Genomic DNA, 25,042 nt, shown 5'->3' on the forward strand with positions numbered 1-25,042 from the left:
GCTGCGCAGCACCTGGATATCGCTTTCCTTGATGTCCGCTCCAAAGCGCAGTTCATCGCGGAACGTGTCCACATCCGTCGCTTCCCGCGCCCGATCAATGATCAGATCCTGGCCATCGCCCAGATTGAACAGATACACGTCGCGACCAAAACCGCCCGTCATGGTGTCATTGCCGGTGCCGCCCTCAAAGGTGCCGTTCCAGCCATACCACCCTGTGCTCAACTGGTCATTGCCGGCGCCGCCACGCAAGGTGTCCGCCTCTTCACGCCAGCTGCCGCCTTCGCCGCCGATCAGCGTGTCGTCGCCGTCGCCGCCTTCCAGCAGGTCGGCGCCGTTGCCGCCGTTCAGTGAATCGTTGCCAGCGCCGCCGCGCAGCGTGTCGTTGCCGTCTTCGCCGTACAGGCTATCGTTACCCGTTCCGCCTTCCAGCAGATCGTTGCCGGCCCCGCCGTACAGGGTGTCGTTGCCGGCGCCGCCGAACAGGCTGTCGTTGCCTTCATTGCCGAACAACTGGTCATCCCCGGCCAGGCCGAAGATCACGTCATTGCCCTTGGCGCCCTTCAGCGTATCCGCGCCGTCGGTGCCGTTCAGGGTCACGGCCGCCAAGCTGATCAGCTCGAGCAGACTCCAGCTGCCGCCGTTGGCGAACACGATGCTGCCGGACCATGAGCTCTGAACCGACATGCCGGCCTGGATGGTGATGCTGTCCACGCCGTTGCTATGCCGCAGCACCACATCGTCGCCAATGCGCACCACGGTGATGTCGGTCACCGAAATCCCCACGCCGAAGCGGATCTCCTCGTAGCTGCTCCAAGCGAGGTTGACGCCCTTTTCGCCATAGCGAATGGTGTCCTGGCCGTCGCCCAGATTGAAGATATAGACATTGCGCCCGGCGCCGCCTTCCAGCACGTCGTTGCCTGCGCCGCCCTTCAAGGTGTCGTTGCCGCCGCGGCCAATCAGGGTGTCGTTGCCGGCGCCGCCGTCCAGCAGGCTGCCGCCCGCGCCGCCGATCAACACATCATTGCCGGCGGTGCCGATATAGATGCCGCTGGCCCACTGATTGATCTGCACTGAGGTCCAGCTGCTGCCGTCGGCGAACACCACGCCGCCCACCCAGTTGCTCTGGCTGAGGAACCAGCCCTGGATCAGCACCGAATCCACGCCGTTGACGTGTTGCAGCAACACGTCGTCGCCCACGCGCACCACGGTGATGTCGGTCACCGAGATGCCGGCGCCAAAGCGGATTTCGCTCTGGTGGCTGACGCTGACGTTCAAGGAGTTGTTGATCACCACGTCGCGGCCGTCGCCCAGATTGAAGACGTAGATGTCTTGGCTGCCGCCGCCCTTGAGGGTGTCGTTGCCCTTGCCGCCGTCCAGGATGGACACGCCGCCGCCTGCGCTGATCAACACATCGTTGCCGGCGCCGCCTTTCAGGGTGTCGTTGCCGCCGCCGCCGATCAGCACGTCGTCGCCGTCGCCGCCGTCCAGCAGGTCATGGCCCTTGCCGCCCTTGAGGATGTCGTTGCCGCTGGTGCCGATGAAAATGCCCGCGGCGAACTGATTGATCTGCACGGCGGTCCAGCTGCTGCCGTCGGCGAACACCACGCTGCCCACCTGGGACAGCTGGCTGCTGAACCAGCCCTGGATGCGCACCGAGTCGCTGCCGTTGACGTGTTGCAGCACGATGTCGTCGCCTACGCGCACCACGGTGATGTCGGTCACCGAAATCCCCGCGCCGAAGCGGATTTCGCTGCTCATGCCCACCGATACGTTCAGCGAGTTGTTGATGATGAGATCGCCGCCGTCGCCCAGATTGAACACATAGATGTTCCGGTCCGCGCCGCCGCGCAAGGTGTCGTTGCCCTTGCCGCCGTCCAGGATCACCGTGCCGCTGCCGGTGGCGATCAGCACGTCGTTGCCGTTGCCGCCGCGCAAGGTGTCGTTGCCGCCGCCGCCAATCAGCGTATCGTCGCCGTCGCCGCCTTCCAGCAGATCGCTGCCGCTGCCGCCGTGGAAGGCGTCGTTGCCGCTGCCGCCCACATAGACGCCTTTGACGAACTGGTTGATCTGCACCGAGGTCCAGCTGCCGCCGTCGGCGAACACCACGCTGCCCACTTGCATGCTCTGGCTGCTGAACCAGCCCTGGATGCGCACCGAGTCGCTGCCGTTGACATGCTGCAACAGCACGTCGTCGCCCACGCGCACCACGGTGATGTCGGTCACCGAAATGCCGACGCCGAAGCGGATTTCGCTGCTCACGCCCACCGACACGTTCAGCGAATTGTTGATGATCACATCGTTGCCGTCGCCCAGATTGAACACATAGATATTGTGCTCGCTGCCGCCTTGCAGGGTGTCGTTGCCCTTGCCGCCTTCCAGGATGGCCGTGCCGCCGCCGCTGCTGATCAGCACGTCGTTGCCGGCGCCGCCCTTCAGGGTGTCGTTGCCGCCGCCGCCGATCAGCGTATCGTCGCCGTCGCCGCCGTCCAGCAGATCGCCGCCCTTGCCGCCGGTCAGCACGTCCTTGCCGCTGGTGCCGCCCGCGGCCACCACCATGGTCAAGAGCTCGGCCGCGCTCCATTTGGAGCCGTCGGCGAACAAGACCACGCCGGCCCAGCCGGTCTTGTCGACCAGGCCGTTCTTGACGCGGATGCTGTCCTGGCCGTTGATGTGCTGCAGCAGCAGGTCGTTGCCGGCGCGCAGCACGCGGATGTCCTTGGCGCTGATGCCGGCCTTGAAGCGGATTTCGTCGTTGGCGCTCAAGGCGGCGATCTTGCCGATCTGGGCACCGTAGTTGATCAGGTCGCGGCCGTCGCCCACGCCGAAGACGAAGGTTTCACGGCCCTTGTTGCCGATCAGCACATCGTCGCCGGCGCCGCCTTCCATCGTGGTGTGGCCGCTGACGCCGCCTTGCAGCTGGTCGTCGCCGGCGCCGCCGCGCAAGGTGTCCTCGCCGCCGTTGCCGATCAGAGTATCGTTGCCCGCGCCGCCGTCCAACAGATCGGACTGACCGGAGCCCAGCAGCAGATCGTCGTCGTCGCCGCCGGTCTGCACCTCCAACAGTTTCTGCGCCAGTTCCGCGCCCAGCCAGACGCTGCCGTCGGCGAACACGATCTGGCCATGCCAGCCATGCTCAAGGCTGAAGCCCGCCTGGATGGTGATGGAGTCGCGGCCGTTGGCGTGGATCAGCACGATGTCGTCGCCCTGGCGCTCCACCCGGATGTCGTCCACCGAGATGCCGACGCCAAAGACAATACGGTCCTGCAAGGTCACGCTGACGTCCACGCCGTGCGCGGCGATCACGTCCGCGCCGTCGCCCAGGCCAAACTGGTAAATCTCCGCGCCGGCGCCGCCCACCAGGGTGTCGTTGCCCGCGCCGCCGATCAGCACGCTGACGCCCGCGCCGCCGCTGACCAGCACATCATTGCCCAGGCCGCCGATCAAGGTATCGTTGCCGCCGCCGCCGATCAGCGAATCATCGCCTGCGCCGCCGTCCAGCAGATCGCTGCCTTCCCAGCCGATCAAGGTATCGTTGCCGCTGCCGCCCAGCTGGGTCAGCTTGATATCGGCCTGGGTCCAGACCACGCCTTCGGCGAACACGATGCGCTCGATACGGCTGGACGCGCTGGCGAAATAGCCTTCCACCACCAGGCGGTCGCTGCCGTTGACGTGGATCAGCACCAGGTTGTCGCCCTGGCGGCTGACGCTGACGTCCTTGACCAGGATGTCGGCGCCAAAACGGATTTCGTCTTTCACCGACACGTCCACGCCGCCGGCGTCGCGAATCACGTCCACGCCGTCGCCCAGGTTGAACAGGTAAACATCGGCGCCGGCGCCGCCGATCAGCAGATCGTTGCCGCGACCGCCGTGCAGCACATTGTTGCCGCTGCCGCCGTCCAGGGTGTCGTCGCCGTCGCCACCCAGCAAGGTGTCGTTGCCGTCTTCGCCAAACAACTTGTCATTGCCGGCGCCGCCGTCCAACAGATCGTCGCCGCCGCGGCCGTTCAGCACGTCATTGCCGCCCAGGCCGATCAGATGATCCTTGCCCAGCCAACCGTTGAGGATTTCCTTGCGCTCGCTGCCGGTCTGCACGATCACGCGCTGCGCCAGATCGTTAATGCCCCATTCGCCGCCGTCGGCGAATACGATGCGCTCGATCCAGAAGCTCTTGTCGGCGAACCAGCCCTTGATGGTGACCGCGTCGTCGCCGTTGCGGTGGGACAGCAGCAAATCGTCGCCCACATGCTCCAGCTGGATATCTTCCGGGCGGATGCCCGGGCCGAAGCGCAACTCGTCGCGGTAGGCCGGATCGCTGTCCGCCGCGTCGCGCTTGTCCTGGGCGTTGTCGGTGATGGTGTCGAAACCGTCGCCCAGATTGAACAGATAGATGTCCTTGTCCGCGCCGCCGATCAGGGTGTCGTTGCCCTCGCCGCCGGCCAACACATTGTTGCCGCTGCCGGCATTGAGCAAATCGTCGCCGGCGCCGCCTTCCAGCGTGTCGTTGCCTGCATAGCCGTTGAGCACGTCGTCGCCGGCGCCGCCCTGCAGCAGATCATTGCCGTCATAGCCGTTCAAGGTGTCGTTGCCGGCACCGCCCTTGAGCACATCGTCCTGCGGGCCGCCTTCCAGCACGCCGCCCAGGTCGCTGCCCGTTACGCTTGTCGTCATAACTTGTTTCCTTATCAATATTTGTTTGTGTCATCACGCACTACGATTTACTGCTTGGTACTGCTCTTGCCGGTTCCACCGCCTAAGAGCCTGTTCAAAGTCTGCTGCGCTTCGGCGATACGGCGTTGAAAACCCCTTCGAAATTCTCATGTACCACTTGTACATTCCGCTTTCTCAGTGGTTTTCGCCTTGTCTCGCCCTTGCTCGCGAGACTTTGAATAGGCTCTAAGCCGCCTTCACTCCGCCGGCAAACCCAACAACCGTCGATAGCCCGCCAGCCCCGCCTCCACGCTGTAACGCGCCGCCGTCTCCCGCGCCGCACGCCGCAGCCTGCCGCCGTCCGTCTCCAAGGCCGCCCCCACCTTCTGCGCCAACGCCGCCGCGTCGAAGAAGTCGGTCAGTTCGCCGTTCTCCCCGTCCCGGATCACTTCCCGCACCGGTGCGGTGTCCGAGGCCACGATGCGGCAGCCGCTGGCCATTGCTTCCAGCAGGCTCCACGACAGCACGAAGGGATAGGTCAGGTAGACATGGACCGCCGACACTTGCAGCGCCTTTCGGTAAACCTCGTACGGCACTTTGCCCAGGAAGTGCACCCGCTCCGGGTCCACCGGCTTGTCCCGCAGCAGTTTTTCGCGCCAGTTGGCCGCGTCGCGCGGCGCGCTGCCGTAGCTGACGCCATCCCCGCCGACGATGACGATCTGGCTGTCCGGCCGTTGCCGCAGCAGCGCCGGCAGCGCGCGCATGAAGCTGTGGAAACCGCGATAGGGTTCGAGGTTGCGCGCCACATAGCTGACGATGGGCTGGCCGGCGCGCAGCGTCCGGCCGTTGGGCAGGATCAGCGTCGCCGTCGGGTCCGGCCCCAGTTGGCCGCAGCGGATGCCTTCGTGCTGGATCTGCACACTCGGCCGGTAGGCCGCCGGGTGCAGGCTGTGTTGCCAGTGGGTGGGGGTGATGCTTTGATCGGCGTGTTCCAGGTTGAGCAGGTGCAGCGCGTTGCGCGCCCGCAGCCGCGCCGCGCCGTCCAGGCTGAGCGGGAATTCCGGGTCGAAGTCGGCGTCGGCCCCTTGGCCGTGGTAGTAGTACTCGCTGTAGTGGATCAGCCGCGCCGCCGGAAACAGATCTTTGAGGAACAGGGTTTCGCCCCAGCCGGGGTGGGCCAGGATGGCGTCGGGCCGGTAGCCGCGCTGTTGCAGCGGCTGCAAGGCGCGCAGCACCGCCTGGCCGTGCAGCACCGCGTCTTCGTAGCTGTGCAGATAGGGGTGGGTGTGCCGGTGCGGGCCGCGGTGCGGCCGGTAACGCAGCAGTTTGACGCCGGCCAGGCCGGGCGCGCTGTCGCGCCCCACCGCCAGCAGCTCGATGTCCGACCGCCCGGTCAGGTGTTCGGCGATGTGGCGCAGTTGGCCGGGGAAGTTTTGATGGATCAGCAGCAGTTTCATCTCAACGCTCGCGCAGGCCTTCGCCAACATGCTGTTGCAGCGGGCTGCTGCCTTTTTTTATGGAGACACATCCCTATAGCCCGCCTATTAGCAACATAAAAACCCCAAACGCATTAACATTAATCACACCCCAATAATTTGTTTTCAAATTCAAGCCTGAGTCACCCACTCTGAACCTAATAAAAATAAGAAATGAAATTAATTGAAAAAACACAAATTTAAGTTGCTCAAAATAAAAACCACTCAATCCAATCGACCTAACAAAAAGCACCCCAAACACAAAAACCCAAACAAGCACACTAAACCCATCAATTGTGCGTACCAATAAAGGACCCACGTCTCTAACATATTTCACAAAAACCCCCTGCATCAATAGCATGCTTATTTAACAAATAACCTCACTCACCACCGCCACTCCAATATTGAAAAACCGTGGCACTCACAAATAAAATTTATTTCCATCAACACTTGCCATCAAAATATCCAAACCACCATAAACGTTATTAGTGAGCTCCCCTTAATTTCATCTCAACGCTCGCGCAGGCCTTCGCCAACATGCTGTTGCAGCGGACTCAGGAAGTAGTCGATCACCCGCCGCCGACCGGTCTTGATTTCCGCGCTCACCGTCATGCCGGCGCTGAGCCGCACCCGCGCGCCGTCTATGCTCAGGTGGTCTTGCTTCAGCCGGATCCGCGCCAGGAACACCAAGCCCTTCTTCTCGTCTTGCATCGCGTCGTGGCTGACGCTGTCCACCACGCCGTCCAGGTAGCCGTAGCGGGTGTAGGGGAAGCTTTCCACTTTGACGGTGGCCGCCTGTCCCGGCCGCACAAAGCCGATGTCTTTGTTTTCGATCTGCGCTTCGATTTCCAGGGTTTCATCCTGCGGCACCACCGCCAGCAGCGGCTGCGCTTCGGTGACCACGCCGCCCACGGTGTGGATGGCCAGTTGCTGCACGCTGCCGGCCACCGGCGCGGTCAGCCGGGTCAGCGCCTGCCGTTGGCCGGTCTTTTTCTGGTCTTCGCCGTATTGGCGCATTTGTTCGCGCGCTTCGCGCAGTTTGTCGAGGGCCTCGCTGCGGAAGTTGGCTTGCAGCGCTTTGCGTTCTTGTTCTTGCCCGGCGATGGCGGCGTCGAGTTCTTGCAGCCGGCTTTGCTGGCTGGCCAGGTCGCCGGCCTGTTCGATGCGCGCTTGTTGTTTGTCGAGATAGGCGTGCTTGGAGATGAAGTTCTTGGCCAGCAGGTCTTGGTAGTCGTGTTCGCGCGCGGCGGCGATGCGGCCGGTGGCTTGCAGTTTGCTCACTTGCTGACGGGTAGTGGCGTGTTCGGCCTGGCGTTGGCGCAGGGTGGCGTTCAGCGCTTCGAGCTTGGCCTGGTAGCCGCGCCATTGGCCCAGCGCCAGGCTTTCTTCGGCCAGTCTCTGGCTGTCGGCGGCGCCGGGGGTGGCCGGCAGCTGCGGCAGCCGGCCGCTGTCCAGCGCGTTCAGCAGCGCCTGGTAGCGCGCGGCGGCCAGCGCGGCGGCGGCGTGGGCGTCGTCGGCCTTTTGTTTGTCGGCGCTGGCGCCGGTGGCGTCCAGTTCGATCAGCACTTGGCCGGCCTTGACTTGCTGGCCGTCGCGCACGTGGATGGCTTTGACCACGCTGGGTTCCAGCGGCTGCAGGATTTTGGTGCGGCCGCCGCTGACGGTCTTGCCGCCGGCGACGGCGACGATGTCGAGCTGGCCCAGCGCGGACCACAGCAGCGCAATGAGGAACAGCGCGCCGATCAGGCGCATGCTCCACATCGGCAGCGGGGACAGCGGGCTGTCGGTCAGTTCCAGGTGGGCGGGCAGGAAGGCCAGTTCGTCTTCGCGTCGCGGTTGCGGGTCCAGTTGATGGCGGATGGCCCAGTGCGCGGCAAAGGCCTGCCGGTAGCGCCGCGCGAAGTCGCGCAGCGCGTGCAGTTGGTGCTTCATGTACGGGTTTATCCTTGTTGCAGGCTGTGCAGGCGGGCGTAGTAGCCGTCGGGCTGGCGGAGCAGGTCTTCGTGGCGGCCGCTTTCGACGATGCGGCCTTGGTCCATGGCGATGATGCGGCTGGCCCCGCGCACGGTGCTCAAGCGGTGGGCGATGATGAGCACGGTGCGGCCCTGACAGATGGCGCGCATGTTTTGCATGATCGCGCGTTCGGATTCGTAGTCCAGCGCGCTGGTGGCTTCGTCCAGAATCAGGATGCGCGGCTTGCTGATCAGCGCGCGGGCGATGGCGATGCGCTGGCGCTGGCCGCCGGACAGGCTGGCGCCGTGTTCGCCCACCATGGTGTCGTAGCCTTCGGCCTGTTCCATGATGAAGTCGTGGGCGCCGGCCAGTTTGGCCGCCTGGATCACGTGGTCCAGCGCCAGCCCGGGTTCGGCCAGCGCGATGTTGTCGCGGATGCTTTGGTTGAACAGCAGGTTTTCTTGCAGCACCACGCCGATCTGCCGCCGCAGCCAGGCCGGGTCCGCCAGCGCCAGGTCGTTGCCGTCCACCAGCACGCGTCCGGACTCCGGCACGTACAGCCGTTGCACCAGCTTGGTCAGCGTGCTTTTGCCGGAGCCGGAACGGCCGACGATGCCGATGACTTCGCCGGCCCGGATGTCCAGGCTGAGGCCGCGCAGGATTTCCGGGCCGTCCGGCCGGTAGCGGAACACCACTTGGTCGAACTGGATGCGGCCCTGGATCGCCGGCAGCGCCGCACGGCTGGCCGGCAGTTCGCTGCGGGTGTTGAGGATGTCGCCCAGCCGTTCCACCGAGATGCCGATCTGCTGGAAGTCTTGCCACAGCTGCGCCAGCCGCACCACCGGCGCCGCCACCTGGCCGGCCAGCATATTGAAGGCGATCAGTTGGCCGACGGACAGCTCGCCGGCGATCACCAGCCGCGCGCCCAGCCACAGGGTGGCGACGGTGACCAGTTTCTGGATCAGTTGCACGCCGTTCTGGCCGATATTGGCCAACCGGGTGACGCGGAAGCCGGCGGCCACGTAGGCGGCCAGTTGGTTGTCCCAGCGCCGGGTCATGTGCGGTTCCACCGCCATCGCCTTGATGGTGCCGATGCCGCCCACCGCTTCCACCAGGAAGGATTGGTTGTCGGCGCCGCGCGCGAACTTCTCGTCCAGGCGCCGCCGCAGCAGCGGGGTCAGCCCGGCCGACCACAGCGCGTAGCACGGCAGCGACACCAGCACGATCAGGGTCAGCCAGCCGCTGTAGTACCACATCACCGCCAGGAACACGAAGGAGAACAGCAGGTCCAGCACCGTGGTCAGCGCCTGGCCGGTGAGGAAGTTGCGGATATTGTCCAGCTCGCGCACCCGCGCCACGGTGTCCCCCACCCGCCGCGCTTCGTAGTAGGCCAGCGGCAGCGCCAGCAGGTGGCGGAACAGCCGCGCGCCCAGTTCCACGTCGATGCGGCTGGTGGTGTGGGCGAACACGTGGCTGCGCAGCGCCGATAGCGCCACATTGAACAGCGACAGGATCAACAGCCCGACGGCGATCACGTCCAGGGTGTTGAAGGCGCGGTTGACCAACACCTTGTCCATCACCACCTGGAAGAACAGCGGCGTCACCAGCGCGAACAGCTGCAACACCAGCGACACCGCCAGCACTTCCAGCAAGAGCTTGCGGTATTTGACGATGGCCGGCACGAACCAGGTGAAGTCGAACTTGGCCAAGGCCCCCGCCGCGGACGCGCGCGAGGCCATCAGCAGCAGCCGGCCGGCGTAGCGCGCCGTCAGTTCCGCCTGGCTCAGCACTTGCGGCCGGCCGTGCTTGAGGTCGTGGATCAGCACTTTGTCGCCGTCGCAGCGGGCGATGATGAAGTGTTCGCCGTCCGGCCGCAGCGCCAGCGCCGGCAAGGCGGTCAGGCTGAGGCGGTCCGGGCTTTGTTTGACGATGCGGGCTTTAAGGTCCAGGCCTTTGGCGGCCAGCAGCAGGTCGGTTTCACTGAAGGGTTCGGCCTGGCGGCCGTATTGGTGGGTGAGTTGCGCCGGGTCGGCGGCTACGCCGTGGAACTGGGCCAGCAGGACCAGGCCCAGCAAGCCCAAATCGCTGATGTTTGCGGAGGAGGCAGAACCGTCCGTATCCGTTTGAACAAGCATAATGACCGATTGTATTTAATGATTGGGGGCACGATATGCCACACCATTACCCAATACAAGTAACACATTCACATTTTATTATGTGATTATTTAGCGCAACCAATAAGTGTTTGTTTGAAATAAAGCTTTTATTGATCTGCAATATTCTAAGTAAAACTACGCATTGACCGTGCAGCGCGCCAAATTGGCCGTCGTTTGCCCTCATGCCGGATGTCATGCGAGCAAGGATTCCCCAAGCCGTCTAGATTGGTACAATAAGCGTCCCGTGACGCCCGCCCGCGGCGGCCGTCCGCCCGTTCACGAGCCCAGCGCCTGATGACCACCGCAAACAGGCCCCCAGAACACCCCAGCATAGGCAGCAGATGACCAGTCCGAACCAGGCCGCCAACCCGGCGCCCACCGCCGAAGAACCGGTGCTCCGCGCTCCGGAAAACGAAAACACCCTGGCCACGCTGGCCATTCCGCTGGGCGAGACCATTCTGACGCTGACCGCCAACGGCACGCCCATTTACGGCATCTTGCAGCGCAGCCGGGCCATGACCGAGCAATCCGACTTCTTCCGGCTGCAGTTTCGCGGCTACGCCCGCGCCGACGGCCACCGCTGGCAGTTGTTCGAGGGCGAGGACAGCCATTTCCAAGCCGCCCACAACTGCGCCTGGGTGCGCGTGGACCGGCCCAGCCGCACCGTCACCTTCGGCCCCAAAAGCGGCGTGCAGGCCAGCCCCGGCTTTGTCGGCACCGGACTGGACGCTTTTCTGTTCGCCAGCGTCATCGCCTGGGCCAAGGGCATTTGTCCGGATCACGCCATCAGCCCCGGCATGATCGCCATGAGCCAGACCTCGTCGGAAGAAGAACGGCTGCAACGCAACGCCTTTTACGCCAGTCAGGGCTTTGAATTTGAATGGCAGGACGCCAACCAGCGTTCCGCGCTGTACTTCAAGGACAAGGTCAACAAGCTGCTGGGGGTATGGAATAAGGAACTGATCACCGAGGTGGGCGGCGAGGCGATGCTGCAATCGCTGGCGCGGCAGGACGAAACCCGCGCCGAGCTGGAACAGCGGCTGGAAAAACTGGAAAGCGTGCACGACAACCTGAAACGGGCGCTGCAAAAAGAACGCACCACCGCCCAGATCCTGACCGGGGTGCTGATCCTGTTCGCGATCTGCGGACTGTGGGCGGTGATCTAGCGCCACGCTCCCATGAAAAGCAGGCAATGAAGCAGAACCCTAATAATGTTTACCACGCCCTCAAACTCGCTGCCCTCGCCGCCTTCACGGCACTTGCCTGGTGCCGGCCGGCAGCTGCCGCTCAGCCCGCCGATGTTGACCTAGCCGGCAATAGCATCAAGACCTTGATGCTGAAGTCGACGCCGGAGCCGGCGGAATCAAAGCAAGGCTGCACCACGGATCGCCAGCTGTGTATTGAGCTAGTGGCGCAAACCAAGGAAGCTCCGCCCATTCTCAGGATCCAGCCCGCCGCTGGCCAGGGGCCTGACGCACAACTGGAATTGCGCAACTTGCAGACCGACGCGCTATGGGACAATCGCCGCAGCCTGACTTTATGGCCTTACGCGCTGCGGCTTGCCGCCACCGATCAAGGCGTGATGGTGGGCGTCAGAGAGGACGTCAGCACCATGTATTCCGGCGGAGGCGGTTCTTTCAGCACGCTGCGCCTGCTACAGATTTACCCCAAGGGCTCGGGATTTGAGATGCGCGAGGTGCTGGCGCTGCCGCTGTCCAGCTCCTTGATGATACGCGCGTGCTTTTCGGAACGGGATTTCGCCGACAGACGCGGCGCCTGCCATGACGAATACAGTTTTTCTTCCAGCATCAAGCTGGATAGAAGCGTCGCGGCCGGCTTCCCGCGCTTGATCTACCGCACCCGCGCCACCAGCTTTCCCGGCCCGGTCTCCCGCAGCCAGGACTCGCTGGGCAAGCGTCTGAGAAAAAAAGACATCGCCACCGCGGTGGACCAGGCCTGCACCTTCCAGCGCCTGCTGACGCGGCAGCCGGATAGCGGCGTCTATGCGCCGGATAAACCGATGCCGGCCTGCGAAGAATATCTTGAGCCTTAAGCCCGCACCAGGGCAAAACCCGGTCGGACCCCTCGCCGCTCAGGCCGCGGGCGCGCCGCCCAACACCTTGTAAACATCCGCCAGGTTTTTCAATTGCTCCTGACGCAGCCGGATCAGCGCGGACTCGCTGCCGCGCCGCGCCTTGGCCGCGTCCAGCCAGGTTTGCACGTCAACCGCCCCGGCGCGGTAGCGGCTTTCCGCCAGTTGTTCGCTGCGCCGGTTCAAGGCCAGCGCGTCGGCTTGCAAGCGAGCGGAGCCTTGCAGCCGCTGGCGCGCGCTCAGCGCGTTGTCCACCTCTTGATAAGCGCTGTACAAGGTCTTGCGGAAACTGACGGTTTCCAGCTCGTAATCGGCCTGACTGCTCTTCAATTGCAGGCCTTGCTTGCGCCACTCAAGGAAGGGCAAGGACAGGGACGCGCCCAGCGTCAGCAGCGGGTTTTGCACCAGGCTGCTCAGCGCGCCGCTGCTGGAGCCCAGCGAACCGGTCAGTTTCAGCGCCGGGAAGAAGGCCGCGCGCTCCTGATCCACCTTGGCCAGCTTGCCGCGCAAGCGCGCTTCCGCGGCCATCAGATCCGGCCGCCGCTCCAACAGGCTGCTGGGCAGGCCGGCGTTTATCGCCGGCAAGGCCGGCTCCAGCGGCAGCGCGGCGATAGCCGGCAGCGCCGCGCCGGACGGGTGGTCCAGCAATAGCGCCAAAGCGTTTTCCTTTTGCCCGCGCTCCTCGGCCAGCCCCAATAAGTCCGCCTGTTGACTCAGCACCGCGCTGCGCGCCTGGGTGACGTCCTGTTCGCTCGTCGCGCCGGCGCGCCATTTGGCTTCCGCCAGCGCCTGGATGCGGTGCAGGTCCGCCAGATCCGCCTGCCCCAGCGTCTGCCGCGCCTTGAGCGCGGCGATGTCCCAGTACAGGCCGGCGGCGGCGCTGTCCGACAACAGGCGGGCGGCGGCTTCGTCATAGGCGCTGGCGCGGAACTCCTGATCCGCCGCGCGCAAGCGCGCGTCCACCCGCCCCCATAGGTCCAGCTCGTAACTGGTGTTCAAGCTGCCGCCGCTGCTGCGGCTCCAGGCCGAGGACTCTCCCAGCGTGCGCTTGGTCCCCGCATTGACGTCGCCGCTCAAGGAGGGCAAGGCGTCGCTGCGCTCCAAACCTGCCGCGAACTGGGCCTTGCGCAGCTTGAGCAGGGCGATGCTCAGATCCGGGTTGCGGCTGCGCGCCTGCTCCAGCACCGCCAGCAAACCGGCGTCGTCAAAGCCTTGCCACCAGCGCTCGCGGCTCATGTCCGCCTGGGCGTGGGACGGGACGCCGCGCCATTGCGCCGGCGCTTCCAGCGCCTGGCGCTGATACGGCGTGCTCTGGCAGCCGGCCAGCAAGAGGGCCAGGCCCAAAACAGTAAGATTGGATTTCCAAAGCGTCAAACACTTACTCCCGCGCCAAGGCGTCAATCGGATTCAAACGCGCCGCGCTGCGCGCCGGCAGATAGCCGAACACCACGCCGATGGCGGTGGAACACGCCACCGCCAGGAGGATGGCCTTCAGCGACAGGGCCATTTTCCACTTGCTGACCAAGAGCGCGAACACAAAGCTGATGCCGTAGGACAGGCCGATGCCGATGGCCCCGCCCACCAGGCAGACCAGCACCGCCTCGGTCAGAAATTGCTGCAAGACGTCGGACTGGCGCGCGCCCACCGCCATGCGGATGCCGATTTCACGGGTGCGCTCGGTCACCGACACCAGCATGATGTTCATCACGCCGATGCCGCCCACCACCAGCGAAATCACCGCGATCAGGGTCAGCAACAGGGCCAGGGTGCGACTGGTGTTTTCCACCGTTTTCAGCACCTCGTCCATATTGAAGGTGAAGAAGTCCTTGCCGCCATGGCGCAAGGTCAACAGCTGGCTGATCCCCTTCTCGGCCAGCGCGGTGGGCTGGCCTTCCTGGATGCGCACCACCATGTAGTCGAAATAAGCCTGGCCGAACAGCCGGCTGCCGGCGGTGCTGTAGGGCATCCACATTTGCAGCGATTTGCCGCCGCCGTTGTCCTTGGTTTCCACCACGCCGATCACGGTGGCCGGCACGCTGCCCACCAGCACCACTTGGCCGATGGCGTCCGCGTCGGCGAACAGTTTGCGGCGGGCGTTGTTGTCTATCACCACCACCTGGCGCTGCATGCGCACGTCGTCGCGGCTGAAACCCAGGCCGGCAACCACTTTCAAGCCGCGCACGCGCAAATACGTGCTGTCCACGCCGGACACCGAGGCGTTGACGTCGACATTGCGGTAGCGGATGCGCAGGCTGTTGCTGGTGACCGGCGACACGCTGTCCACATAGGGTTCCTCGGCCAGCGCGGCCAGATCGCCGGGCAAGAAGGTACGCACGCCGTCGGCCTTGTCGTCGCCCCAGTCCTTGCCGCGGTACACGGTGATGGTGTTGGTGCCGATGGAGCGGATGTCGTTCAGCACGTAATTGCGCGCGCCCTCGCCCACCGCGATGATGGACACCACCGAGGTGATGCCGATGATGATGCCCAGCATGGTGAGCACGGTGCGCAGCCGGTTGGCCAGCATGGCGAGCATGGCCATCTTGAAGGCTTCGCTCATACGTTCGCGCCAGGCCGGGCCGGGCTTGGGCCGGCGCGGCTCGCGCGCGTCCACAACCGGACGCGGCGCGTCGGCGGCGCTGTCGCGCAGGATCTCGCCGTCGCGGATTTCGATGATGCGTTCGGTCTGCGCGGCGATGGACGGGTCGTGGGTGACGATGATGATGGTGTGACCGGCGGCGTGCAGTTCCTTGAGGATGGCCATCACTTCTTCGCCGCTGTGGCTGTCCAGCGCGCCGGTGGGTTCGTCGGCCAGGATGATGTCGCCGCCGTTCATCAGCGCCCGGGCGATGGACACGCGCTGCTGCTGGCCGCCGGACAGCTGGCCCGGGCGGTAGTCTTCCTTACCGGCTAGGCCCAGCCGCGCCAGCAGCTGGCGCGCGCGTTCGCGCCGCGCTTCCTGGCCCATGCCGGCGTACACCGCCGGCATCGCCACATTGTCGATGGCGCTCAAATGCGGCAACAGGTGGTAGCGCTGAAAGATGAAACCGAAATGCTCGCGCCGCAGCGTGGCCAGTTGGTCCTTGTCCAGCGCGCCCACGTCGCGCCCGCCCACCTGGTAGTGGCCGGCCGAGGGCTGATCCAGGCAGCCCAGGATGTTCATCAGCGTGGACTTGCCGGAACCGGAGGCGCCGATGATGGCCACCATCTCGCCGGCGCGGATGTCCAGGCTGACCTCCTTGAGCACCGCCACTTCTTCATCGCCGGACGGAAACCGGCGCCACACTCCGGACAGCGTCAGGCTGGCTCCGCTCATGCGCTCACCATCACGCTGCCGCTGGGTTCTTCTTCCTTGCCGCCGGCTTCGCTGGTCACCACTTTCTCGCCGGCTTTCAAACCATCCAGGATCTGCACACGGGTGGCGGTCTTCAGGCCGATGCGCACTTGGCGCTCATGCAGCTGGCCGTCCTTGCCCTGCACCTTGACGCTGTGGCGTCCATCCTTGCCGGCCGCGCCCAGCGCGCTCAGCGGAATGTTCAAGGCCTGCTTGGACTCCGCCAGCACGATGCTGATCTGCGCGGTCATGTCCACGCGCAGCTTGCCGTCCATGTTCTTCACATCGAACAGCGCCTTGTAGAAGTTGGCGTTGTTGATTTTTTCCGGCGTCGGCAAGATGGCGCGCAGCTTGCCGCGGATGGGCCGGTCCGGCGCCCCCAATACGGTGAAATACACCGGCAGCCCGGCCTTGACGCGAATCACGTCGGCCTCGGCCACCTGGGCGTGCACCGTCATCGTGCTCAGGTCCGCCAGTTTCAGAATCACCGGCACCGTCTGGCTGGCGATCACGGTCTGACCCTGCTGGGTGACGATTTCGATCACCTCGCCGTCCATCGGCGCGGTGATGCGGGTATAGCCCAGCGTGGTGCGGTTCTTGTCGATCTGGAAACGGTTCTGGCGAATCTGCGCTTGCAAGTCGTCCAGCTCCGCCGTCTGGCTCTGATAGGCGGTTTCCGCCGCCAGCAGGTCTTTTTGCGAGGTGGAGCCCTCGCTCATCATCTGCTTCTGGCGCGCCAGCTCGCGCTCGGCCTGGCGCAGCGTGGCCTGCTTGCTGCGCAGCTGAGCCACGCGGGACTCCAGTTGCGCCTCGGAAACCTTCAGATCGTTGAGGCTGTTTTCCGGATCGATCTCGGCCAAGAGCTCGCCCTTGCCGACTCGGTCGCCGGCCGCCACCTTCAGGATTTTCAACTGGCCGCTGGCCTGGGCGCCCACGTCCACTTGCCGCAGCGGCTTCAGCACGCCGCTGGCCAGCACCACGTCCTCCAGATCGGCGCGGGTCACCTCCGCGGTCAGCACCTGCGGCGCCGGCTTGGGCGCCAGCCACAGCCAAAGCCCCCAGGCGGCCAGCGCCAGGACGGCCAGCAGCGCAATGCCGTTGCGCCACGGCCGCTGGCCCAGATTGACGCGGCGGCGTCCTTGCAAGGAGCCGATCAAATACAGGGGGAGCAAAAGCTTACGAATCCAACGCTTCCAAAATGTCATGTGGCGAGAAACCAAAGCGGAAATGAGGAAAACATCTTAGGACCGCGGGCAACGGGCATTGGTTGCACCCCGCGTCGACAATACGCATTTGACATACATCGCGCCACGGCGGTCCGCCGGCTATAAGGGCGGCGTCAGCCCGCGCGCCAAATAGCTTTCCCGCAGATGGCGGCGCAGGCATTCCGGGCACAGGCAATCGCCGTGACCATAGGGCAAGGGCAGCACCTGCGGCAGCTCCGCGCACCAACAAGCGCCGTTGTCGCCGCCCTCTCCGCAACGGAAGGCCTCGCCGCAACGCTCGCAGCGCTTGTCTTTGACCTTGGGCCGCAAGCCGATCAGCCGCTGCCACACCGCGCGCTTTTGTTCGTCGTCGAAGCCGGACCAGCCGGCGATCTCGTCCAAGGTGCGCAGGCAGCCCAGGCAATAGGCGCCGCCCTCGTCGAGACGGCAGAGGCCGACGCAGGGCGAGGCGGGCGCGGGATACGCCTTTGTCATCAAAAATCCATCTTATGTCGCGAAATCAGTCCGCTATTTTAGCGCAAAGCCGCCGCCTACACGCCGCCGGGCTTGACGCTGATCGGCGTATGCACCAAAAATGGGCTGCCGCCTTATTCCTGAGGCGAATATCCAAATAGATTAAAGCTAAATAGACAAAGAGAAATCAGGAGAAATTCATGAAAACGCATCTTAGCCTCATCGCCTGCGCCGCGCTGGCCCTGACCGCCTGCGGCAAATCCGAACAAAGCGCCGGCAACGCGCCGGCCGAAGCCGGCGCGGTCGTGGTGAAAATCGGCTCCGCCAACCCGCTGACCGGGCCTTTCGCCCACTGGGGCCGCGACGCGGACAACGGCGTCAAGCTGGCAGTGGCGGAAGCCAATGCCGAAAAGCTGACTCTGGACGGCAAGCCCGTCACTTTCGAAGTGGTGTCCGAGGACGACCAGGCCGATCCCAAAACCGCCGCCCAGGTGGCGCAACGCCTGGTGGACGGCAAGGTGGCCGGCATCATCGGCCATCTCACCTCCGGCGCGGCCATTCCCGCTTCGCGGATTTACTCTCAGGCCGGCATTCCGATGATCGCCGCCTCGGTGACCAGCCCCAGCTTCACCCAGCAGGGCTTCAAGAACACTTTCCGCATCATCGCCAACGACCGCCAGCAAGGCGAGGCGCTGGCCAAGTACGCGATCGAAACGCTGAAGGCCGGCCGCATCGCCATCGTCGACGACCGCACCACGTACGGCCAGGGCCTGGCCGACGATTTCGCCAAGGCGGTGGAAGCGGCCGGTGGCAAGGTGGTCAAGCGCGAGTTCACCAGCAATAGCGCCACGGATTTCATGGCCATCCTCACCTCGATCAAGGGGGCGAAGCCGGACCTGCTGTTCTACGGCGGCATGGACGCCCAGGCGGCGCCGATGGTCAAGCAGATGAACAAGCTGGGCCTGAAGGCCGCCTTCATGGGCGCGGACGGCATCAATACGCCCGAGTTCTCCAAACTGGGCGGCGACAGCGCGGAAAGCAGCTACGCCTCCAGCGCCGGCGCGCAAAAAGACAAGATGCCGGGCTTCGCGGACTTCAACGGCAAGTACAAGCAGCAATTCAACGCCGACATCCAGGCCTACGCGCCCTACACCTATGACGCCGCGCGGGTGATGATCGCCGCGATGAAGCGCGCCGGCTCCTCCGATCCGGCCAAATACCTGGGCGAACTGCCCAAGACCGACTTCAAAGGCGTGACCGGCGAGATCCGCTTTGACGACAAGGGCGACATCCAGCACGGCACCGTGTCGCTGTATCAATTGCGCAAAGGACAGTGGGTCGGCCTGTAAACACCGGCGTTCCCGCCTCGTCCCCACACCCCGGTCTATGCCGGGGTTTTTGTTTTTTGCGGCGGCGCTCCAAAAAAATATGGCGCCATATTAAATAAATGGCTATAACTATTTATTCACAAACTAACATAAGGAGAGGATATGGGACTACTCGTTTCCCTATTGGCCGGCGGCCTGATCGGCTGGCTCGCCGGCAAGGTCATGGGCGTCAGCGAAGGCGTGATCGCCAACATCATCATCGGCATCATTGGTTCGGCCTTGGGCCATTGGCTGTTTGGCCGGCTGCTGGGCATCTCTTCCGCCTCGGCCGCCGGTTCCTTCTCCCTGCCCGGCCTGGCTTTCGGCATTGCCGGCGCCGCCATCCTGATTTTCCTGCTGAAGAAGATCGGCCTCTTGCGTTGATCGGGCAAAGAAAAAGGCGACGCTGAACGCGTCGCCTTGTCGCCTGATGCCGAACCGGCTTATTTGGCTGCGGAAGCGTCCTTGGACGCGGCGGCGCCGCCCACGGTTTCCAGCACTTTCCACTCGCCGTTCACCACTTTGTAGACGGTGATGCCGCCGTCTTTCAGATCGCCCTTGGCGTCGTAAGTCCAGCTGCCGGAGGTCACGCCGGAGTGGGTGATCTTGGCCAGCACCGGCAGGTAGGCTTTGGGATCGGTGGAGTTGGCGTCTTTCATCGCCTGGATCAGCGCGCGGGTGGCGTCGTAGCCGTACGGCGAGTAAGTGGCCACGTCCATCTTGAAGCGCGCCTTGTAGCGGCTCTCGTAGTCCTTGCCCTTGGGCATTTGATCCAGCGGCAGGCCGGCCAGCGAGGCGATGGTGCCGTCGGCTTCTTTGCCCGCCAGTTGCAGGAAGGTCGGAGTCTTGGTCATCTCGCCGGAAATCAGCGGAGCGGTCAGGCCCAGGCGCTTCATCTGCTTGGCCATCGGCGCGGATTGCGCGTCGGCGCCGCCGTAGAACACCACGTCCGGCGCGGCGGCCTTGATCGAGGTGAGGATGGCGGCGAAGTCGGTGGCCTTGTCATTGGTGAATTCGCGCTTGACCACATTGCCGCCGGCGGCCTTGGCGGCCTTCTCGAACTCGTCGGCCAGGCCCTGACCGTAAGCGGTGCGGTCGTCCACGATCACCACTTTCTTGGCGCCCAGTTTTTCCACCACGAACTTGCCCATCACCGAGCCTTGCTGGGTGTCGGAAGTCATCGAGCGGAAGGTGTTCTTGAAGCCCTGCGCGGTGAAGGCCGGCGAGGTGGCCATGGCGATCATCGGAATGCCGGCGTCGGAATAGATCTTGGAGGCCGGGATGGAGGTGCCGGAGTTGAAGTGGCCGATGATGCCGTTCACTTTCTCGTCGACGAATTTCTGCGCCAGCTGAGTGGCGGTTTTCGGGTCGGCCTGGTCGTCCTGGGCTTCCAGTTCGAAGCTCACCGGCTTGCCGCCGATGGTGGGCTTCTCGGCGTTGGCGTCTTCAATCGCCAGGGTCACGCCGTTTTTGTATTCTTCGCCGTAGTGGGCTTGCGGACCGGTCAGGGGGGCCGCGAAGCCGATCTTGACCACGCCGCCCGCGGCGGCTTCCGCGCCGGCGGAGGCGCCGGCTGCCGGCGCGCCCTCTTCTTTTTTGCCGCATGCGGACAAGGCGACAGCGGCGGCCACGGCCAGGGAAAGAGTCGTCAGTTTGTTTGCTTGCATCATGTTTCCTCTATTTCTCCAGAGATCCCCATCCGTCACGTGTCGGGATTGGGGGTTTGCGGAACCTGTCTAATGTTGTTATGTACATCCCGCCTTCCCCAAGCAGGGGCGAGCGCGGCGGCTGGCGGCATTATTTCAAGGCCGCCAGCTTGTGGCAAGTGGCTTGTTGGACAAGCCCGCCGCCACCCCATGCGCGCCGGCGCATGGGAAAACCGATTTGATCCGCGGAGTTGCAAGACGAACGGGCCGCCGTCGCCGGGGCCCGCCCCGCCTTTAATCGCCTATGCTCATCAGGCTGGCGTTGCCGCCCGCCGCGGTAGTATTCACGCTGAGCGCGCGTTCCACCACCAGGCGGTGCAGATTGTAATGGCCTTGCGCGTCGGCGCGCAGCAGCGGCACCAAGGCGCCGTCGCGCGCGGCCAGCGTACGCTGGGCGGCTTCGGCCTCGGCTTCGGAGCCGGAGAACAGCACGGCGCCGACATCCGCCGCCAACACATCGGCGTCCAGCTCCACCAGGGCACCCAGCTTGGCGGCCAGGCTTCGGCCCGCCTCATTGGCCGGCAACACCGCGCGGTTGCCGGTGGCGAAGGCCGCCGCCAGCTGCTCCGCCAGCGCTTGCGCATTGCCCGCCTGGCAACCCACCTTGCCGCGCGGCGCGAACTGCAGCGAGTTCCGCTCGCCGGTGGGACCCGGCAAGTTCACCAGGCAGGCCAGCGCGCTGTCCTTGCGCGCCGCGGCGATGGCCGGCTCCAAGGCCAGGCCCAGGCCGCCGCCGGCGGCCGCCAAGGCGTCCAGCGCCGGCAGGGACAGCGGCAGGGTCTCCGCCGCCAGTTTCGGCTCCCAGGCCGCGCGGCTCAGCCGGTACAGATAGAAGGGACCGCCGGCCTTGGGGCCGGTGCCGGACTTGCCTTCGCCGCCGAAGGGCTGCACGCCCACCACCGCGCCGACGATGTTGCGGTTGACGTAGACGTTGCCGACCTTGATCTGGCCGACGATATTGTCGATGGTCTCGTCGATGCGGCTGTGGATGCCGTGGGTCAGACCGTAGCCGGTGGCGTTGATCTCGGCCACCACCTTGTCCAGCTCATTGGCCTCGAAGCGCAGCACATGAAGCACCGGACCGAAGACTTCGCGCTTCAGCTGCTTGAGATCGGCGATCTCAAACAAGGTGGGCGCCACAAAGGTGCCCTTGGCGCAGTCCTCGCCCAGTTTGACCTGATGAGTGGCGCGCGCGCTCGCCTTCATCTTCTCGATATGAGCCAGCAGGCCGGCCTGGGCTTCGACGTCGATCACCGGGCCGACGTCGATGTCCAGCTTGGCCGGATCGCCCACTTTCAATTCATCCATCGCGCCCTTGATCATGGCGATGACTTTGTCGGCGATGTCATTCTGCAGATAGAGCACGCGCAACGCGGAGCAGCGCTGGCCGGCGGAATCGAAAGCCGAGCTGAGCACATCGGTGACCACCTGCTCCGGCAGCGCCGAACTGTCCACGATCATCGCGTTCTGGCCGCCGGTTTCGGCCACCAGCACCGGGTCGCCGCCGCGCTTGGCCAGCGTGCGGTTGATGATTTGCGCCACCTCGGTGGAGCCGGTGAAGATCACGCCCTGGACGCGCGGGTCCGCGGTCAGCGCCGCGCCCACCACTTCGCCGCGCCCCGGCAGCAATTGCAGCGCCGCGCGCGGCACGCCGGCCTCGTGCAACAAGCGCACCGCGTGCGCGGCGATCAGGCTGGTCTGCTCCGCCGGCTTGGCCAGCACCGCGTTGCCGGCCGCCAGCGAGGCCACCACCTCGCCGATGAAGATGGCCAGCGGGAAGTTCCACGGGCTGATGCACACCACCGGGCCCAATGGGCTATGGCTGGCGTTGTCGAATTCGTCTTCGATCTGCGCCGCGTAGTAGCGGCAGAAGTCCACCGCCTCGCGCACCTCGGCGATCGCGTTGGCCAGCGTCTTGCCGGCCTCGCGCACCGCCAGGCCCATCAGCGCCGGCATCTGGTCTTCCATCAGGTCGGCCATCCGTTGCAGGCAGGCGGCGCGTTCGGCCACCGGCGTGGCGGCCCAATCGGCGGCGCCTTGCTGCGCCAGCTCCAGCGCGCGGTTCACGTCCGCCGCGCTCGCCTCGATCACGCGGCCCACCAGATCGTCATGATCCGCCGGATTGCGCACCTGTTGCACTTCGCCGTCGGTGACGTCGCCGTCGCCCAACATCGGGAAAGCGCCCCACGGCTGTTTCTCGGACGCTTGCAGGCCCAGTTGCAGCGTGGCCAGCACATGCTCGCTGGACAGGTCCAGACCCTTGGAGTTTTTGCGCTGCTGGCCGTACAGCTCCAGCGGCGCCGGAATCTTCTTGTGCGGCTGGCCGCCATGGCGCGCGGCCTCGGCCACCGGATCCGCCACCAGTTCGTCTATGGACACCGCCTCGTCCACGATGCGGTTGACGAAGGAGCTGTTGGCGCCGTTTTCCAGCAGGCGGCGCACCAGATAGGCCAGCAGGGTTTCATGCGAACCCACCGGCGCGTAGATGCGGCAAGCCTTGCCCAGCTTGTCCTTGCCCACCACCTGGTCGTACAGGGTCTCGCCCATGCCGTGCAGGCACTGGAATTCGTAATCCTTGCCGGAGGCCAGATTGAACACCGCGGCCAGGCTGTAGGCGTTGTGGGTGGCGAACTGCGGATAGATCGCGTCCTGCGCGGACAACAGCTTCTTGGCGCAGGCGAGATAAGCCACATCGGTGTAAACCTTGCGGGTGTAAACCGGATAACCCGGCAAGCCGTCCACCTGGGCGCGCTTGATCTCCGCGTCCCAGTAAGCGCCCTTGACCAGGCGCACCATGAAGCGGTGCTTGCTGCGACGCGCCAGATCGATCAGGAAATCGATCACATAGGGACAGCGCTTCTGGTAAGCCTGCACCACAATGCCTATGCCCTCGAAGCCGTCCAGATCCGGATCGTTGGCCAGCGCCTCCACCAGATCCATGGAGATTTCCAGGCGATCCGCTTCTTCGGCGTCGATGTTCAGGCCGATATCGTACTGTTTGGCCAGCAGGAACAAGCCTTTCAGGCGCGGCAGCAGCTCGGCCATCATCCGTTCGTGCTTGATGCGGCTGTAGCGCGGATGGATGGCCGACAGCTTCACCGAAATGCCCGGGCCTTCGTAAATGCCGCGGCCGGCGGACGCTTTGCCGATGGCGTGAATGGCGGTCACATAGTCTTGCAGATAGCGCTGCGCGTCGGCCTCGGTCATCGCCGCCTCGCCCAGCATGTCGTAGCTGAAGCGATAGCCGCGCGCCTCGCGTTCGCGGCCGTTGGCCAGCGCTTCCTCAATGGTCTCGCCGGTGACGAACTGCTTGCCCAGCATGCGCATCGCCATGTCCACGCCTTTGCGGATCAGCGGCTCGCCGCCTTTGGCGATCAAACGGGTCATCGCCGCCGACAAGCCATTCGCGCTGTGCGAAGCCACCAGCTTGCCGGTCACCAGCAAGCCCCAGGCCGCGGCGTTGACAAACAAGGAAGCGCTATTGCCCAGGTGGGCCTTCCAATCGCCGCGCGAAATCTTGTCGCGGATCAGCTTGTCCGCGGTTTCGCGGTCCGGAATGCGCAGCAGCGCTTCGGCCAGACACATCAAGGCGATGCCCTCGGCGCTGTCCAGAGAAAACTCATGCATCAAGGCATCCACCCCGCTGGACTTGGTGCGCTCGCGGCGCACCTCCGCCACCAGGCGCCGCGCCAGGTCCTGAACCGCCGTGACTTCGCCGTCGCTCATCGCAGCCTGCGGCAACAGCGCCTGCACGCACTCGCGCTCGTCGCGACGATAGGCAGAGGTAATGGCGTCCCGCAGCGCCGACTGGCCATGGGCAAATGCGTCGAATTGCATGAATCATCTCCGTGTAGTTTGCAGCCCCGGGCTATCTCTTTTCATTAGCGCCCGGAAAATTTGTCTATTGTATACAAATACAAATAGATTGCTGGACAATATGAAGGAAACTTTTCAGTCCATAATTTCAGCCCAAACAAACCCAACTCGTACAAGCAGTTAGCCGGCGCCAGCCGGGCCCAAGACCCGCCTCACTGTTGCATGCCAACAACTTAGAGCGCCCCGCTCCACCCCCGTCCGCGCATGCCAAGGCCGGCGCAACGTGCCACAATGCCGTCCTGACTCTCTTCATCATAGGCAAACCCTCATGCAAACCGTGCTGATCACCCTGAACGCCAGCCCCTACGGGGACGAACGCGCGCTCTCCGCGCTGCGCCTGACGCTGACCCTGGCTCAACAGGCCGAGCGCTGCCGGGTGCAGCTGTTCCTGCTGTCCGACGCCGTTGTCGCCGCATTGAAAAATCAGAAGACCGCGCAAGCGCCGACCCTGGGCGAGATGCTGACCGAAGCGCTGGAATTGGGCGTGACGGCGCGCGTCTGCCGCACTTGCGCCGACGCGCGGGGAATCGATGAAAGCCTGCTGCTGCCGGGCGTCAAGATCGGCACCATGCCGGAGCTGGCCGAATGGACGCTGAGCGCGGACAAAACGCTCAGCTTTTGAATCCGCACATGCAAAAAGCCCAGACCGTTTGGTCTGGGCTTTTACATCGGGCGCCTGGCAATGTCCTACTTTCACATGGCGAATGCCACACTATCATCGGCGCTAAGGCGTTTCACGGTCCTGTTCGGGATGGGAAGG

At 64.6% G+C, this 25,042-nt stretch carries 15 protein-coding genes; 5 read left to right on the forward strand and 10 right to left on the reverse strand.

What is annotated here, in order from left to right:
* From NK214_RS22210 to NK214_RS22225, 4 genes are all read right to left on the reverse strand, one after another.
* Nucleotides 1-4,668, reverse strand: a 4,668-nt coding sequence (locus NK214_RS22210) for a calcium-binding protein (RefSeq protein WP_305883573.1), incomplete at its 3' end; no start/stop codon positions are given.
* 236 nt (nt 4,669-4,904) lie between these two features.
* Nucleotides 4,905-6,104 (reverse strand): glycosyltransferase family 4 protein, encoded by a 1,200-nt coding sequence (locus NK214_RS22215; RefSeq protein ID WP_253315550.1) that lies wholly within the window; start codon nt 6,102-6,104, stop codon nt 4,905-4,907.
* 528 nt (nt 6,105-6,632) lie between these two features.
* The gene (locus tag NK214_RS22220; RefSeq protein WP_253315551.1) at nt 6,633-8,054 is read right to left on the reverse strand and encodes an HlyD family type I secretion periplasmic adaptor subunit; all 1,422 of its coding nucleotides are present in this window, start codon (nt 8,052-8,054) and stop codon (nt 6,633-6,635) included.
* Nucleotides 8,055-8,062: 8 nt separating this feature from the next.
* The gene (locus tag NK214_RS22225; RefSeq protein ID WP_253315552.1) at nt 8,063-10,210 is read right to left on the reverse strand and encodes a type I secretion system permease/ATPase; all 2,148 of its coding nucleotides are present in this window, start codon (nt 10,208-10,210) and stop codon (nt 8,063-8,065) included.
* 362 nt (nt 10,211-10,572) lie between these two features.
* Here NK214_RS22225 and NK214_RS22230 point away from each other — a divergent pair, with 362 nt between their 5' ends.
* Both NK214_RS22230 and NK214_RS22235 read left to right on the forward strand, forming a co-directional pair.
* Nucleotides 10,573-11,397 (forward strand): hypothetical protein, encoded by an 825-nt coding sequence (locus tag NK214_RS22230; RefSeq protein WP_107801110.1) that lies wholly within the window; start codon nt 10,573-10,575, stop codon nt 11,395-11,397.
* A gap of 167 nt (nt 11,398-11,564) precedes the next feature.
* On the forward strand, nt 11,565-12,284 hold the full coding sequence (locus NK214_RS22235; protein ID WP_253315553.1) for a hypothetical protein: 720 nt from the start codon (nt 11,565-11,567) through the stop codon (nt 12,282-12,284).
* Nucleotides 12,285-12,323: 39 nt separating this feature from the next.
* Here NK214_RS22235 and NK214_RS22240 read toward each other — a convergent pair whose 3' ends face one another.
* The 4 genes from NK214_RS22240 to NK214_RS22255 form a co-directional block, all read right to left on the reverse strand.
* Nucleotides 12,324-13,697, reverse strand: a complete 1,374-nt coding sequence (locus tag NK214_RS22240) for an efflux transporter outer membrane subunit (RefSeq protein WP_253315554.1) — start codon at nt 13,695-13,697, stop codon at nt 12,324-12,326.
* Between the two features lie 4 nt (nt 13,698-13,701).
* Nucleotides 13,702-15,636: a macrolide ABC transporter ATP-binding protein/permease MacB gene (macB, locus tag NK214_RS22245; RefSeq protein ID WP_253315555.1), complete on the reverse strand. Its 1,935-nt coding sequence runs from the start codon at nt 15,634-15,636 to the stop codon at nt 13,702-13,704.
* Nucleotides 15,633-16,826 (reverse strand): macrolide transporter subunit MacA, encoded by a 1,194-nt coding sequence (gene macA, locus NK214_RS22250; RefSeq protein ID WP_253315556.1) that lies wholly within the window; start codon nt 16,824-16,826, stop codon nt 15,633-15,635. The genes macB and macA overlap by 4 nt, the downstream gene beginning before the upstream one ends.
* A gap of 153 nt (nt 16,827-16,979) precedes the next feature.
* Nucleotides 16,980-17,354 carry a cysteine-rich CWC family protein gene (locus NK214_RS22255; RefSeq protein ID WP_253315557.1) on the reverse strand — a complete coding sequence of 125 codons (375 nt, stop codon included), beginning with the start codon at nt 17,352-17,354 and terminating at the stop codon, nt 16,980-16,982.
* Between the two features lie 179 nt (nt 17,355-17,533).
* Between NK214_RS22255 and NK214_RS22260 the strand changes: the two genes are divergently transcribed.
* A complete protein-coding gene (locus NK214_RS22260) occupies nt 17,534-18,682 on the forward strand; it encodes a branched-chain amino acid ABC transporter substrate-binding protein (RefSeq protein ID WP_253315558.1) in 1,149 nt (382 codons plus the stop codon).
* A gap of 141 nt (nt 18,683-18,823) precedes the next feature.
* Nucleotides 18,824-19,084 (forward strand): GlsB/YeaQ/YmgE family stress response membrane protein, encoded by a 261-nt coding sequence (locus tag NK214_RS22265; protein WP_107801117.1) that lies wholly within the window; start codon nt 18,824-18,826, stop codon nt 19,082-19,084.
* A 59-nt stretch (nt 19,085-19,143) separates the two neighbouring features.
* Here the strand turns inward: NK214_RS22265 and NK214_RS22270 are convergent, their stop codons facing one another.
* Together NK214_RS22270 and putA are read right to left on the reverse strand one after the other, a co-directional pair.
* Entirely contained in the window at nt 19,144-20,367 is a 1,224-nt protein-coding gene (locus NK214_RS22270; protein ID WP_107801118.1) for a branched-chain amino acid ABC transporter substrate-binding protein, read from the reverse strand.
* A gap of 273 nt (nt 20,368-20,640) precedes the next feature.
* The gene (gene putA / locus NK214_RS22275; protein ID WP_253315559.1) at nt 20,641-24,243 is read right to left on the reverse strand and encodes a trifunctional transcriptional regulator/proline dehydrogenase/L-glutamate gamma-semialdehyde dehydrogenase; all 3,603 of its coding nucleotides are present in this window, start codon (nt 24,241-24,243) and stop codon (nt 20,641-20,643) included.
* 307 nt (nt 24,244-24,550) lie between these two features.
* Here putA and NK214_RS22280 point away from each other — a divergent pair, with 307 nt between their 5' ends.
* Entirely contained in the window at nt 24,551-24,904 is a 354-nt protein-coding gene (locus NK214_RS22280) for a DsrE/DsrF/TusD sulfur relay family protein (protein WP_107801120.1), read from the forward strand.
* The last annotated feature ends 138 nt before the right edge of the window (nt 24,905-25,042 follow it).

Origin of the sequence: Chromobacterium sp. S0633 (assembly GCF_024158805.1) — a bacterium.
GTDB lineage: Bacteria > Pseudomonadota > Gammaproteobacteria > Burkholderiales > Chromobacteriaceae > Chromobacterium.